A 15,066-nucleotide genomic window follows, 5' to 3' on the forward strand; every position below is an offset into this window, starting at 1 on the left:
TAGGCCCCTGCGTGAAGCCTAGTTCGACGATTTGCCGTCGGCGTCGAAGATCGCCGTTCGATCAAACCCCGATTCAACCGATTCCCGCCCGAGATCGGCACGAGGAGCCGTGGGGTCAGGCGGTGTTGCCTCTGGATTACTAGGGCGATCGCCGTCTTTCGTGTTTCGGACTACTTCCGTCGGCTTGTGCGGCGACTGCCCTCGTTCGTGGCGACTCCACCATTCCTCCGCGTCGTTAAGCGACCAACTCCGCGTCACGCGGTCGAGCATCGTCGCCAAGTCTCTCGCGGTTTGAGGACGCTTGGCCCGACTCTTTTCCAAGCAAGCCAAGATCGCATGTTCCAGCTCGGCCGAAATCGGTTTTCCTAACCGTTGCGACGGCGCGTTCGGAATCGCGGTGAGGTGCTGTTGGCACAGTTCGCCGAGCGTGCGAGCGTTGAAGACCGTCTCGCCGGTGAGCAGGAAATAGCCCACGGCTCCGACGGCATAGAGGTCGCTGCAGGCATCGACCGATTCCGGAGTCTGAATCGACTCGGGCGACATATACAGCGGCGTTCCGGAGAGTTCATTGCCCGACGAGCGGTCCGCGTTCTTGTCGTCCATGGCTTTGACTAAGCCGAAATCTAGGACCTTCACGACGTCGGGCTCGGCGCCGCGACGATTGAGCATGATGTTGGCCGGCTTGATGTCGCGATGCACGAGGCCCGACGAGTGGGCTTCATAGAGCGAAGCGCAAATCTGCCGCAGGATGCTCGCCACGCGCCCCTCGGATTGCGGACCGTATTGCTCGACCAGCGTCTGCAAGTTCAGCCCGTCCAGGTACTCCATCGCGTAATAGAATACCCCCTCCGGTGTCCGGCCGTAATCGTAGATCGCCACGGTATGCGGATTGTTGAGCTTGCAGGTAATCTGCACTTCGCGCTCGAACCGTTGAATCGAGGCTTCGTTGACGCGCTCGATGTTCAGCATCTTGATGGCGGTGGGCCGGCGAAGCATGGCGTGCTGGCCTTTGTAGACCTCGCCCATCGCACCGGCGCCGATCTTTTCCAGCAGTCGGTACTGCCCGATTTGCTTGGCCTCGATCTCGGCCCGGCGAGCTTGTCGCTGCAAGCGAGCGACGATCAGTGTGAACACGAAGATCGCGACGGCGCCGATTCCGAGCAATGCGTACAGCACGTAAAACGTCCGCTGGAGAATTGTGAGCGGTCGATAGGCTTCGGCATAGTCGATCTCAGTGATGATCCCCAACCGATATTCGGGCAGCCACGTCCAGGCGCCGACCGAAAGCAAACCACGATAGTCGCGGTAGCCTTCCATGTTGACTCCGGTCGAACCGCTGACGGCCGCCGCGCAGATCGCGGTCAGCGGCAATTCACGACGTCGGACTCCCGGTCGGAAACCTTCGAGGGTGTTGCCGCCGGGATCGCGCACTTGAATCTTCAAGATCGAAACCGCCGTATCGTCGTCGGGAAGCAGTCCGAGCAAGATCAACGACTCATCGAATCGGCTATTGGATACCATCAGACCGTCTTGGTTCACGGCATACGTTTCGCCCGTCTCGCCGATGCGTCCCAATTGCAGAATGTCGGTGAATTCTTCCTCCGGACGGATCCGTAAGGCCAAGACGGCGACGACCTGGAGGTTTTCGTCGAGCACCGGCGCGCAGGCGAACATCGTCGGCGTTCCAGTCTGCATCCGGCCGTGTCGATCTTTGACGACTCCGGCGCTCGGATAGGGAGCCGACACGGTCGGCTTGCCATCGAGCGTTCTTGTTAAGAAGTTCTCGTATTGCGGGATGATCTGCCCGATCGACTCCGGAGCGCTCGCCGCGACGACTCGCAACTGCTTGTCGGCCACGACATAGCCGATGAAATCGTGGGCCGACATACTCGGCTCCAGTTCTTTTCCCAATCGAGCGTGTAGCTCCGCCGCGTCCGGAGCGTTTCCTGCGACGGCCGGATCGTGTTTGAGCTGCGAGCGGTTCGTAGCCGTCAGCAGTTGCGCCACCATCCGGCGGATCTCTTGATCGTTGGCCAACGTGAGCGCGCTCGACTCCTGCACCTTGAACCACTTTTCGAGCATCGCTCGCTCGACGTTCAGCAGCGTCGAGAGTTGCGATTGCAGATTCCGCTCCATCGTCTCCCGGATCGAACGATTAACGACGTAGCCGACGATCGCCAACAGCACCACGGCGATGATCGGCCAAATCCAGAGTTGCTTCTTGAGCAACAGACCCGTGCGCGAAATGGTCCGCCCGATCGACGTTTGACCGAACGTCATATGAGCTTGCGCACCATCACGACCATTGCGCGACCGGGCGAAAAGCGTCGAAAGCGGATTCCACATGAGATGCGAGTGCCCGAATGAATCGGACATCTCCTAGAAGGCGTTGTCGGAAAAGAACGGGTTAGTTCGATGCTAGCCTCGGCAGATCCCGAAACGCAAGCAATCAAGTTTATTGTCGCAGGATTAACTCTCAAAGGCTCGAAGGACGCACCTAGTCCTAAACCGGGCGGTTTCGCATACGATCCTAAGGCTTCGACGCTCCGAGCTTGTGATCGAGTTCGATCATGGGCTGCTGGCTGACTTGCAGCGATCCCGCGATTGCGCGATCCAAGTCGGCGATCAGGCCGATGACGATGGAGAACGCCAGCGCCAACGACAGACTGATCGCGAGATCGCGCGTTCCGCTGAGCCCGAACTGATAACCCACGCCGGCCATCGAGAGGACCGAAACGATATACAGAGCCAGCCAAATGACGTCGGGAATATGATACTGCCCGACGACCACCCGCTTCGTATGGAAGTCGATGACCCCGTTCAGTGAATCGACGAACAACGAGTGCATTTCCGAGCTGCTGTCCTTTTTCGCCACGAGAACCGCCTGCCCCCATAGTTCGTCCAACAGTTCAGATGAGCGCGAGATCGCCTGCGGCAGCGTCTGCGGCTGCTTCAACGCATTTGCACGCAGGTGAACATACTCGCGTAGAAGTTCTCGAATTCGCGTGCGCTCGGACTCCGGAACCAACTCCGCTCGCAAGTAACAAGTGCCGATCGCATTCACTTCGTCGAGTAGCAACTCACGCCGTGTTTCAAAGCGCGAGGCGGCCATCTCGAACGTGAATGCCAGGAGAAAAGCGAGCAAGCCGAGAGTGCCGCCGATCACCGAACCGATCGGCGCGTCGCTAGTGTGGTCTGATGCTTGCTTGCGAAACAAAGCGAGCCGGTAGCCCGCCTCGATCGCTGCGAGCACGAGCAGCACTGTGCCCACGAAGAGCGCCCACAGCGGCAAAATCTCGATCACGGATTGGGCGGGCATAGCGGTCTCGAAAACGAAGTGCTTCAGTGCGTCTATTCCGACTCGCCTTCGCTGATCGCCGCAACTCGCCCCGTCTGCACGGCTTCGACGAGTGCCGCGTGGTCGCGTTCCGTTTGGTCGCCGTAGGCTTCGGCGAAATCAGTTAGAGCCGTAGCGAAGATGTCGGACTTGCCGATATAGCCGGCGATCTTGGCGATGTCGCCGGAGCGGGCATGCGCGCGTGCCAACAACACCCCGCAGACCCAGCCCCAGAACTCGAACGGCTCGCCGGTCAGCCATTCGGTCGGCATCGAGGCCTTGAAGTTCTTCATCTGCCGCACGAAGTAGTGTCGGCCTTCGATCGTCGTGTGGCCCAAGAGCGGATCACCGAGCGATTGCAGTCCGCGCTGCGACGCAACGACGCGTCGTCCTTCGTGCTCGATGCGATATGCAACCGGTGGGAGATAGGGGGCCAGGGCCGGGGCGACCGCTTGCTTCACTTGGAGGAACAACGGATCGGTGTCACCGTTGCCGAACAACAAGACGAGATAGGCACGCAGTCCGACGCTGCCGACACCGACCACGCGATGACACACGTCGGCCACGGAGTAGCGCTGTAGCATGATCCGGTATTCCGGAGCGAGCGTTTCGCCGTAGTCGACCAAGGAGGCGATGACTTGCTGCCGAGTGGAATCGTCCAACTTGGTGAGAATCGGCGCGTCTTCGACGAACCGCCAACGACCGTCTTCCTGTCGCTGCGCAACTTTCTTCAATAGTGAGTCGTTGTGCGTCCGCCGCGCTTTCGCCAGGACCTTCTTAACGACCGCTTGAAACTTGCCGCCGATCTTGATTCCAACCTGCTCCAGGTCCTCTCGGTGTCGCTCTAATTCGGCGTAGGCGAAGAGGGACCATGTTTCCAGCACGCCGAGATGCATCAGCCGCTGGGAGTTCCGCGCGTAGCCGTCGACGCAACGTATCACGGCTGAGCGTCGCTCTTCTGCATCGAGGCCGTTGTCTCGACCGGCCACATTCACGCTGGCGACCAGCCGCTTCAAATCCCATTCCCATGGCCCGACAGTCGCCTCGTCGAAGTCGTTGATGTCGATGACGACGTCGCGTTGCGGGGTACCGTAGAGTCCGAAATTGTTGATGTGTGCGTCGCCGTCGAGCATCACTTGCGGCCCGCTGATGGGAGTGCGCGCCAGGTCGCCCGCCATGACCGCACATGCTCCGCGCAAGAACGCAAACGGAGACGCCGCCATCCGTCCCATACGCAATGGGACCAAGGCTTCGTCTCGCCCCACATTGGCCGTTACCAACGTCGCTACCGGGTCCGCGCGATCGGCGGGAGGCGTCCAAGCGGCGTGGTCTTCGCGCGGCGTCCGCAAGCGTAAGGCTTTGCCTTGCTGGTAGCGACTTTCCGAAGAGTCCAACGAACGGGCGGGATCGAACGGAGCCGTCGTCTGCCAGAATTCGCGCTGTCCATCCATGTTGTGCATCCTGGTACGTTCAATTGGTGCTAGATCGGAGGATGCTTCGGCAATGGCCGTGCCTCACTTGATTTTGCTCCTCGCCAAGGGGATTCGCCAATTTATTGCCGATATTCTGTCGCGATTTGCGAGGTACTGCACCGAACCGCCTGAACAATCGCAATAGTCCCACCCTCCGACTCTGATTCGTTCGGGGTCGTCGATGGAAAAGCCCAACCGATCGAAATCCCGCCGATGCCGGCTTTCACGACGGGATCTGGTTTCCGATTCGCCGAGGTATCCGAGGTCCACCGGCGCCATCACACCAGTTCGTGGATCAACTGCCTCTGGTCGAGCAGATATTGTTCGCGGCCGTTGGGGTCGGTGAGCGTGACCGCGTTTGCGTCGATTCCCAACTGGTGATAAACGGTGTGGAAGATGTGCTGGAGGTGGATCGGGCGATCCTTCGGGATTTCGCCGAGCCGATTCGTGCTGCCGATCACTTGGCCGTGCCGCATGCCTCCGCCGGCGAGGAAGCAGAACGCGGCTTGAGGCCAGTGGTCGCGACCTCCTAGGGACTTGCTGATTCTCGGCGTGCGGCCGAATTCGCCGGACACCATGACGATCACGTCGTCTAGTTCACCCCGGTTGTGGAGGTCTTCGATCAGTGTCGACAGCGCCTGATCCAGTCGCGGCAACTGCGAGCGCATCGAATTGAATAGGTCGTTGTGCGAATCCCAGGTGCCCCAGCTCAGCGACACGCTCCTCACGCCGGCCCCGATCAACCGCCGCGCCGTCGGGAACAGGCTCACATCGTGGTCGCCGCCGCGCCGGTCGCCGACGCCGTATCGCTCCAGCAGTCGCGGATCCTCTTGTTGGAAGTCGAGCGCGTCGGCCAATTTGCTCGAGGTGACGATCCCCACGGCCCGCTCGGTAAAACTGTCGATGGCCTCCATCATCCGATACGAATCCACGTCGCGCTGCATCCGGTCGAGCCCGTTCAGCAGCGTCCTCCGATCTTCCAACCGGGAGAGGGGCACCGCCCGATTGAGCTTCAAGTTGGAACGCCCCGGTCCATCCGGTCGAAAAGGGGCGTGGATCGGGCCGAGGAAACCGGCGCTCGCCCATTTTCCGAGTTCGACGGCCGTTGGCGCAGTTCCGTGCTCCGTCGTCTGGGTCGGGCCGTCGAGTTTCGACAGCACGGCTCCCAACCCCGGCCGCCCCCCCACCGAACGCAACGAATTCTCCGGCCAGCCGGAATCGGTCTGCGAAGCGGCGTGCTCGTTGTTCATACCGGTCACGGACCGGATCACGCTGAACTTATCGGCGATCTTTGCCAGACGCGGCAGCAGTTCGCAGAACTCGAAGCCGGGCACGTTCGAGGCGATCGGGCTGAATTCGCCGCGATATTCGAGCGGAGCGTCCGGCTTCATGTCGAACATGTCCATGTGCGTCGGACCGCCCGGCAGCCAGATGTTGATGATCGACTTGCCCGTCGGCCGCGCGCCGGCTTTCGACTCGGCGTGGAGAAGTTCGGGCAACGACAACCCCGCCGCTCCCAACCCGCCGATTTTCAAAAAATCGCGCCGGGACACGCCGTCACGAAGACTCTGCCGTCCGCCGTGGATCGTCAACATTCAAACGCTCTCGCTGAATTTTTTTCGTTTCCGAGTCAACGCTGCGTCCAAAATATCAAGTTTGGCAGACTAATCAACGTACGTTGATTCATGCTCTTGAGCGGGGTGCCTATCGTGTTAGCCGACGCATGCCGTTTCAGACGGTCGCAATTCCGTTAATTTCCTGCCCCTGCCTCCGGTAATGCGCACCGTCCTTCGACTGGGATTTACTCGTGTATTGCTTTATCTTTCGATCGCATCGCGGGGGTGAATCCCCTACAGCAATCGACGGAAAGCGGCGGCAATGACAGTCGTGTTTCAATTCGTCGGCGGTTCCCTCGACCGGCAATCGGTGACCGGTGATACGGATCGTCTCGTGCAAGACATCGAGCATGCGTTCGGCTATTACAAGCAGACGAACGACGGCGAAATCGGGCAGCGCTTCATCGTGAGTCATGAGGGGGGATCGGACGCGTACGAGAGCACGAAGCGCGCGGGAAGTAGTCGCTGCCTCTACATCCGAGCGCAGTACGTTCCAACGACGGCTTAGTTGCGGTTCGGGCCCATGCAGGGACCTGGGAACGAGCCGTGAACGCGGGGTCCTAAAAGGTCGAGACGGTTATCGACCATAAGTTGGAAGGCGTGAAGGACGATACCGAAGACGTTGAACATCCCTAGAGTTTATTCCTATGAGGTGTCCGGATGCCTCACACTCAGATTGGTCCTCCGCATTGGATCTGGGAAAGACCGCCGGATCTCTTGAAATGGAAAGTCATCGAATGCGTCGAGCCCCAGGGTCCGTCGCGATACGAGCTGCGGCTCTGCTGCGGATTGCAGATTCTCAGCGTGCATAACTTCTCACGAGAGGAGCTCTGGAGCTTAGTGGACACAGCGTCCGCCGCTTTACAAAGACGCCACAAATAACCCTCGAGACTCGTCAACGACTTGACAGCATTCTGGGCGCTCTTGCGGTCGCCAAAAAGAAGGCCCTCAGTACGTCCCGAGGGAAATGCGGAAGCTCCACGCGTCAACCTCCCTTTCCACCGATCAAATCCACGGGCAGAGACGCTCGGTTCGTACTGCGATCGCGGCTGCGTTCGGTACACGCCACCGTGGCCTTTCTAATTTTCTGCGCCACGGCGTCTCCATGCCGGTCATGGGTTCGTTCGCAACCCGGATCATTGTCGAGCCGCGGTCGTCGGGCAAGGCAGTATCGACCCTTCGTGCCGACCGTCATGCTGGCGACGAGTCCGTCCCTTCGTCGCGACTTCGATCTGGGAGGATTCGCACAGGAGCTTTGCGGCATACTGCTCTCCGGCGTAATCCATCAGCATTCGCATGATTCGGAACATGATCATGACTGACCACCAAAGTGGTCGATGACCGACCGTGTTGCTTTCTTTTCCATCAGGTTCGTGTCTTTCAACGTCGGTCGCGGTAACGTAACTAGGATTGGACGACGAAGTCGTGTGTCGCGTCCTCCGACGATCGGAAAAATTTGGCGCGAGTCTTAATAGCGCATGCTGTTTGCGCGTCGCAGCCGGGCTATCATTGTCTCGGTTCGGTCTGATCCACCCCTCTCTCCGAAAGTCGGCGGCTCACCTCGACGGCGTCACGGCGTTTCGAGCAATGCGATTCAACTTTACGTAAGGATCTCGCGTGACTCCCGACAAATCCGATCGTTCGCTCGCGAATCTCGCGCTCCTGGAAAGCGAAGCGCGGACCCGAGCGATTCTCGATGCGGCGGTCGACGCGATCATCACGATCGACGAGCGCGGCACGGTCGAGTCGATGAATCCGGCTGCGGAGCGGCTCTTCGGCTATCCGTCCGCGGAGGTCATCGGCAAGAACGTCAAAATGCTGATGCCCGATCCGTATCGGGACGAGCACGACGGGTACTTGAAGAACTATCGTGACACGGGCATTAAGAAAATCATCGGCATCGGTCGCGAAGTGACCGGTCTGCGCAAAGACGGCTCCCAGTTCCCGATGCACTTGGCCGTGAGCGAACTGCACCTGGGGGAGCGGCGGATGTTCACGGGCATCGCCCGCGACATCACCGACCTCACGACGGCGGTGCGCGAACTACAGTACAGCGAGGCGCGGACTCGCGCCATTCTGAACGCGGCCGTCGATGCGATCATGACGATCGATCAGTACGGGACCGTGGAATCGATGAATCCCGCGGCCGAGAAGCTCTTCGGATATGCCACGGAGGAGGTCATCGGCAGAAACGTCAAAATGCTCATGCCCGACCCCTATCGCGGCGAGCACGACGGCTACCTTGTCAACTACCTAACGACCGGCCATAAGAAGATCATCGGCATCGGCCGTGAAGTCATCGGCCTGCGTAAAGACGGTTCGCAGTTTCCGATGCACTTGGCGGTCAGCGAATTGAAGATGGGCAACCAGCGGATGTTCACGGGCATTGCCCGCGACATCACCGACATGCGCCAAGCCATCAGCTCGCTGCAAGACAGCGAATCGCGTACGCGAGCCGTGCTCGATGCGGCGGTCGACGCCATTCTCACGATCGAGACGGACGGTCGAGTGGAATCGATGAACCCGGCTGCCGAGCGGCTGTTCGGCTACAAGTCGGCCGAGGTACTCGGCAAGAACGTGAAGATGCTGATGCCCGACCCGTACCGGACCGAGCACGACGGCTATCTCGACAATTACCTCAAGACCGGCGTGAAAAAGATCATCGGCATCGGCCGTGAAGTCATCGGCCTGCGTAAAGACGGCTCGCGCTTTCCGATGCACTTGGCGGTGAGCGAACTGGTCTTGGGAGATCGGCGGATGTTCACCGGCATCGCCCGTGACATTTCCGACGTGCGGCATGCGATCCAGCAGTTGGAAGAGAGCGAGGCCCGCACCCGCACGATCTTGGAAACGGCGGTCGACGCCATCATTACGATCGATGCCCGCGGGAGCGTCGAATCGATGAATCCCGCGGCCGAAAAGCTCTTCGGCTATCCTTCGGCGGAAGTCATCGGCAAGAACGTCAAGATGCTGATGCCGGATCCTTACCGTGACGAGCACGACGGGTATCTGCGCAACTATCTCACGACCGGGCAGAAGAAGATCATCGGCATCGGTCGCGAAGTGGTCGGGCTGCGCAAAGACGGCTCGACGTTTCCGATGGACCTCGCGGTGAGCGAAGTGAAGCTCGGGCACCGGCAACTCTTCACCGGGATCGTGCGCGACATCACGGACCGGAAGAAGACCGAGAAACAGTTGATGTTCTACGCCGATGAGATCCAAGGACGAAATCAAGAGTTGCTCCGGAGCAACCAAGAGCTCGACGAGTTCGCTTATATCGCCTCGCACGATCTCAAAGAGCCGCTCCGCGGCATCCACAACTACGCGACGTTTCTCTTGGAAGACTACCAGGAAAAGCTCAACGAAGACGGCGTCGCGAAACTGGAGACCCTCAAGCGGCTCACGCAACGGATGGATGTGCTCTTGGATTCCTTGCTGGAATTCTCGCGGGTCGGTCGCCAAGAGTTCGCGATCCGGCCGAGCAATCTTGACGAGCTCGTAGCGGAGGTCATCGATTCGCTCAAGATCGTGCTCGACGAACGAAACGTCGAGCTGCGGATTCCTCGCTCGCTCCCCGTGATCCACTGCGATCGAGTCCGGCTCGGCGAAGTGTTTCGCAACCTGATCACCAACTCGATGAAGTACAACGACAAGCCGGAGCGCTGGATCGAGATCGGCTACACGACCGAACTCACGCCCGAGCAGTTGCCGCCCGCGGTGATCGAGGGGCATCGTCATCCGATGACGTTCTACGTGCGCGACAACGGCATCGGCATCCCGCAAAAATTCCACGACGCGATTTTTAAGATCTTCAAGCGGCTCCACGCCCGAGACGAGTTCGGCGGCGGCACCGGCGTCGGACTCACCATCGTGAAGAAGATCATCGAGCGGCACGGCGGACAGATTTGGATCCACTCGCAAGACGGCATCGGCACCACGTTTTACTTTACGCTCGCTGGGGAATAAATGGTCACGGCTCAACACTGCATGCTGCTCGTAGAAGATAGCCCGGAGGACCGCGAAGCGACCATCCGGGCGTTGCGCAAAGCCGGTCTCGCGAATCCGATCAACTGCTGCACCGACGGCGAGGACGCGCTGGCGTATCTCTTCCAACGGGGCCGCTACGCCGATGCGGCGACCGCGCCGCGACCGGATCTCATTCTCCTCGACTTGAACATGCCGGGTACGGACGGACGCGCGGTGCTGTCGGAGATCAAGCAGAACGATGCCCTGAAATCGATCCCCGTCATCGTGCTCACGACTTCGACCGACGATCGCGACATCAAAAGCTGCTATCTCTCCGGTGCGAACAGCTACGTGAAGAAGCCCGTCGATCTCGGCGGTTTCATGCAATCGATTCAGCGTTTGAAGGACTATTGGTTCGAGGTCGTGGTGCTTCCGAAGACGGAGGCTTAGCCGTGAGCGTACTCGCCAGTCACATTTTGGTCGTCGACGACAGCCCCGAAGACCGGCTGGCGTATCGGCGCTGGCTGCAAGCCGATGTCGACGGCGGCGAGTTCGTCATCTCCGAAGCCTCCTCCGGCGTGGAAGGGCTGCGGCTCTTCAGCGAGGTGAAACCGGACTGCGTGCTGCTCGACTTCCAGCTGCCCGATTTGAGCGGGATCGAATTCCTCGATCGACTCGATCAGGAGTTCGAGCTCTCGGAATGCTCCGTGATCATGCTCACGGGGCACGGCAACGAGAAGGTCGCCGTGCAGGCGCTGAAAAACGGTGCCGATGACTACCTCATCAAAGCGAATGAAGGAGGTCCCCTCTGCAAAGCGGTCCATTCCGGACTGGAAAAACTGCGGCTGCGGCGACAAGTGAATTTTCAGAGCGCGGAGGTTGCGCGCCTTACCGCAGAACGGATCCAGTTAATCGCAGACTTGCGCGAGAAGGCCGATGCCCTCACGTTGGCCAACGAACGAAAAGATGAGTTTCTGGCGACGCTCGCGCACGAGCTCCGTAATCCGCTCGCGCCGATCCGCAACTCGCTGCAAATCTTGCGGATGAGCGGCTCGAGCGGCGAGTCGTCGGCGCATATCTACGAAATGATGGATCGGCAAGTCGATCACATGGTCCGTCTCGTCGACGATCTGCTGGAAATTTCGCGCATCACGCGAGGCAAGATCGAACTGCGCAAAGAACGCATCGAGCTGGCGGACCTGATCCGCAATGCCGTAGAAACCAGCAAACCGCTCGTCGATGCCGCCAAACATCAGTTGACGGTCGATCTTCCGCCCGAGTCGCTCCCGCTACACGTCGACGGCGTCCGGATCGCTCAGGTCTTCGCCAATCTGATCAATAACGCCGCCAAGTATACCGAGTCGGGTGGGAGGATTTCGATCACCGCGTTGCGGAACGGTGACGAAGTCGCGGTCTCAGTGATCGACAACGGCGTCGGCATTCCGTCGGAAATGATCCCCCGGGTGTTCGATCTGTTCACTCAAGTGGATCGTCATCTCGGTCGCGCCCAAGGCGGACTCGGTATCGGCTTGGCACTCGTACGACAACTCATCGAAATGCACGGCGGCAGCGTCGAGGCTCGCAGCGAAGGCCCGCGGCGGGGGAGCGAATTCGTCGTCCGCCTGCCGTTGGCTTCGGCTCCGGGCGATGGATCGACGGAGGTCGTCGGCGAATCGCGCTCGGAAGTCACCGCGCCGCGCCGCGTGTTGGTCGTCGACGACAATCGAGACTCGGCGGTGACGATGGCGATGTTGTTAGGACTCATGGGCGCCGAAACGAACGTTGCCTACGACGGTCGATCGGCCCTGGAAGTTCTCGATCTTTTTCGTCCGGCCGTTGTTTTGCTCGACATCGGGATGGAAGGGATGGATGGCTGCGAGGTCGCCCGACGGATTCGACAGCGGACCGAGTATCAAGATCTGATCCTCGTCGCCGTGACCGGTTGGGGTCAGCCGGAAGATCGTCGTCGCACGCAAGCGGCTGGGTTCAATCACCATCTCGTGAAGCCGGTGAATGCCGACGCCCTGCGCGCCCTGATGATTTCGTTGCAGTCGGCCAACACCTAACGGGTTTGCCCCGCATGCGGCCGACGAAATTCAGCAACGCGTTGTCCCGCTTGAGTAGCCCATCGGCCTACGCTTTCGCTGACTCGGTACTTTTTCGCTCGTACCGTTTCCTCCGATCGTCGGGCGATCTCAGTTCCGACTGATCGACATTGCGTCTGAGCCTGGTTCCGTTTTTCGAGAGCGGAGCAGGCGTTCCAACGCGTCACGACTTTATCGAGCTGTCCGCTGGGCACGGGCGAGAATCGCCTTTTGGTGTAGTAACAACAAAATGGATCGCGGTCGTTCCGTTCCTCCGTCCATGGCTTCAACTCCGATCCTTTTCATAAATCGCGTAGGGAAATCCCCTGCATTACTGATGCCTTAGACAGCAGGGACGGGTTTCCCGCTCGTCAGCACGATTAGCAGGGGCTTAGGCTTCTTATTACTCCAGGGCGCAGAACGACGCTGTAAGTTACGCGATCTCCGGACGAGCCTCCACGGATGCGATGTCGGTGAGTGAATCGGCGACCGCACGGGACTATGACGCAAGTAAGCCGAAACGGTGCTGTGATTTTTGAAGTGCTATTCCGCCGTTACCGGATTTCGTGGCGGTGTGCTCAGATGAAGAAAGGTCGCCGATGCCTCGTGTCAGTGCCGGGCTGCTGATGTATCGTCGTCGCGACGGCATGCTCGAAGTCCTGCTCGTCCATCCCGGCGGGCCATTTTTCACGAACAAGGACGAAGGGGCGTGGTCGATTCCTAAAGGGGAAGTCGTACCGGAGGAAGAGCTCCTGGCCTGCGCGAGGCGGGAATTTCAGGAAGAACTCGGCTTCGCGCCCGACGGTCCGTTCCACGCACTGGCGCCGGTGAAACAAAAGGGCGGTAAGACCGTCCATGCTTGGGCCTTCCCGGGGGAATGCGATCCAAGCTCGGTCGTTGGCAACACGGTCCGAATGGCGTGGCCCCCTCGATCTGGACGAACGATCGAATTTCCGGAGATCGACCGAGCGGAGTTCTTCGACGTCGCCACGGCCAAGCGAAAGATCAACGTCGGGCAGATGCCGCTGCTCGACGAACTCGACAATCTTCTAGCGCGAAGTCAGTCCTGAAGCTCGCTGGCGGGCTTCAACTTTGCTTGAGCCTTCAGGTCCGCGACACGTTTCTGACGAGCCTGTTCGTCGGCCGGGCGATCCATAAGGACCGGAGCCTCCATCTTCTTCTCCGCTCTCGGCGCCTTGGTAAATCCTCGCGAGGGAATTTTCGTCTTCGCTTTCGAGAAGCCTCGCGAGGCGATCTTCTTCTTGGTCGTCGAGAACTTCCGGGAAGGGATCTTGGCCATGGGTATTCATCCTCGAATAAGAGTACCTATACCGCTAGAGCATTTTTCCTGAGGGTCTAGCGCGATTGCGGCGAATGCGGTAAGACAGGGCGAGTCACGGGAGGACTTGTCATGGATGCTTATTCGCGGGATCTGCGTGCGCGGATCTTGGAGGATTGCGACGGCGGAATGTCGACGCGGGTCGCGGCGACGAAGTATCGGGTCAGCGAATCTTGGATTCGGCGTTTGAAGCAGCGGCGTCGGGAGACGGGCGAGACGACGCCCCGTTCGTCGCGGCCGAAGTCGGCGAAGAAGGTCTTGGCGGAGCACTCCGAACTACTGCGGTCGCTGGTCCGCAAGCAGCCCGATGCGACGCTGGAAGAACTGCGGGCCGAGTTGCCGGTCGCCGTCAGCGTGACGACGCTCTGGCGCGCGCTCGACGCGCTGAAGCTGTCGTTCAAAAAAAAGTCGTCCACGCCGCCGAGCAAGACCGGCCCGACGTCCGCGAAGAACGTGCGCGGTGGCAAGCCGAAATGACGGGCCTCGACGTCGAGCGGTACGTGTTCCTCGACGAGACCTCGACCGCGACGAACATGACGCGCTTGCGAGGTCGAGCGCTGCGGAGCGAACGCTTGGTCGACAAGACGCCGTACGGCCATTGGAAGACGACGACCTTCGTCGCCGCTCTGCGCTCGAGCGGACTTACGGCCCCGACCGTCGTCGACGGCGCGCTCGACGGTCCGATGTTCGTCGCCTACGTCGAGCAACAACTCGTGCCGACGCTCATCCGAAGATAGTCGTTCCAGATCATGGCGTGTTTTCTTGGTTGGAAGGAAGAACGCCGGTCCAGTCTCGACAAGGCGTTCGGTAAGAGCAGGTCGAACACTGCATCGCAGACGGTGCCGGATAGAAAACCTCGGCTTGAATGGCGCGCCACACGCGCTCGACGACGAGCTTCGTGCGATCGATTTGCTGTTGAATCACCGGCACCTCGATCAGATCCAGGCCCGGCTTGTTCGCTTTCGTCAGGACGGCGAACTGTAAGCGGATGCGTTTCGTCGGTGCGAACGTCTTGACCAGCTCGTGATAGAGCAATAGCTGTTCGGAAGACTCTTCGACTTGGTTCGATGACCAGCGCGACCGAGAAGTCTTTAAGTCCGAAACGATGACTGCCTCGTTCGTCTCGGCGATCAAGTCGAGACGCCCCAGGAGTTCGGGACATCCTGGAACGATCGACGCTCTCAGCTCTTCTTCGACGCCGAGGATTCGTCCCGCGGGCCGTGCGAAGTCGCTGGCTTGAAAGGCGGCGAAC

At 59.9% G+C, this 15,066-nt stretch carries 13 protein-coding genes; 7 read left to right on the top strand and 6 right to left on the bottom strand.

The features are described from left to right. Positions 1-18: 18 nt before the first annotated feature. The 4 genes from K8U03_08480 to K8U03_08495 all read right to left on the bottom strand — a co-directional run bounded on the left by K8U03_08480 (position 19) and on the right by K8U03_08495 (position 6,404). A complete protein-coding gene (locus K8U03_08480) occupies positions 19-2,346 on the bottom strand; it encodes a serine/threonine protein kinase (GenBank protein ID MCE9604922.1) in 2,328 nt (775 codons plus the stop codon). A gap of 184 nt (positions 2,347-2,530) precedes the next feature. Beyond that, on the bottom strand, positions 2,531-3,319 hold the full coding sequence (locus K8U03_08485; protein ID MCE9604923.1) for a hypothetical protein: 789 nt from the start codon (positions 3,317-3,319) through the stop codon (positions 2,531-2,533). A gap of 32 nt (positions 3,320-3,351) precedes the next feature. Beyond that, positions 3,352-4,788, bottom strand: coding sequence for a DUF2252 domain-containing protein (locus K8U03_08490; GenBank protein ID MCE9604924.1), 1,437 nt, complete (start codon positions 4,786-4,788; stop codon positions 3,352-3,354). A 299-nt stretch (positions 4,789-5,087) separates the two neighbouring features. Further along, complete coding sequence (locus K8U03_08495) at positions 5,088-6,404, bottom strand: DUF1501 domain-containing protein (protein ID MCE9604925.1); 1,317 nt, start codon at positions 6,402-6,404, stop codon at positions 5,088-5,090. 283 nt (positions 6,405-6,687) lie between these two features. On the opposite strand from K8U03_08495, the gene K8U03_08500 reads away from it, so the two are divergent. From K8U03_08500 to K8U03_08520, 5 genes are all read left to right on the top strand, one after another. After that, the gene (locus K8U03_08500; protein ID MCE9604926.1) at positions 6,688-6,933 is read left to right on the top strand and encodes a hypothetical protein; all 246 of its coding nucleotides are present in this window, start codon (positions 6,688-6,690) and stop codon (positions 6,931-6,933) included. Between the two features lie 1,109 nt (positions 6,934-8,042). Beyond that, positions 8,043-10,391, top strand: coding sequence for a PAS domain S-box protein (locus K8U03_08505; protein ID MCE9604927.1), 2,349 nt, complete (start codon positions 8,043-8,045; stop codon positions 10,389-10,391). Further along, positions 10,392-10,841, top strand: coding sequence for a response regulator (locus K8U03_08510; GenBank protein ID MCE9604928.1), 450 nt, complete (start codon positions 10,392-10,394; stop codon positions 10,839-10,841). It abuts the gene before it with no gap. 2 nt (positions 10,842-10,843) lie between these two features. Beyond that, complete coding sequence (locus K8U03_08515) at positions 10,844-12,457, top strand: response regulator (protein ID MCE9604929.1); 1,614 nt, start codon at positions 10,844-10,846, stop codon at positions 12,455-12,457. 617 nt (positions 12,458-13,074) lie between these two features. Next, positions 13,075-13,545: an NUDIX domain-containing protein gene (locus K8U03_08520; GenBank protein MCE9604930.1), complete on the top strand. Its 471-nt coding sequence runs from the start codon at positions 13,075-13,077 to the stop codon at positions 13,543-13,545. Here the strand turns inward: K8U03_08520 and K8U03_08525 are convergent. Next, entirely contained in the window at positions 13,536-13,775 is a 240-nt protein-coding gene (locus K8U03_08525) for a hypothetical protein (protein MCE9604931.1), read from the bottom strand. The two genes, K8U03_08520 and K8U03_08525, sit on opposite strands and share 10 nt — an antisense overlap. A gap of 111 nt (positions 13,776-13,886) precedes the next feature. On the opposite strand from K8U03_08525, the gene K8U03_08530 reads away from it, so the two are divergent. After that, a complete protein-coding gene (locus K8U03_08530; protein ID MCE9604932.1) occupies positions 13,887-14,291 on the top strand; it encodes a helix-turn-helix domain-containing protein in 405 nt (134 codons plus the stop codon). Then, positions 14,288-14,551, top strand: coding sequence for a transposase (locus tag K8U03_08535; GenBank protein MCE9604933.1), 264 nt, complete (start codon positions 14,288-14,290; stop codon positions 14,549-14,551). Before K8U03_08530 ends, K8U03_08535 begins: the two co-directional genes overlap by 4 nt. Positions 14,552-14,561: 10 nt before the next feature. Here K8U03_08535 and K8U03_08540 read toward each other — a convergent pair. After that, positions 14,562-15,066 (bottom strand): PD-(D/E)XK nuclease family protein (locus K8U03_08540; protein ID MCE9604934.1); only part of this gene is annotated, 505 nt, incomplete at its 5' end.

This window comes from Planctomycetia bacterium, from assembly GCA_021413845.1.
Classification (GTDB): domain Bacteria; phylum Planctomycetota; class Planctomycetia; order Pirellulales; family PNKZ01; genus PNKZ01.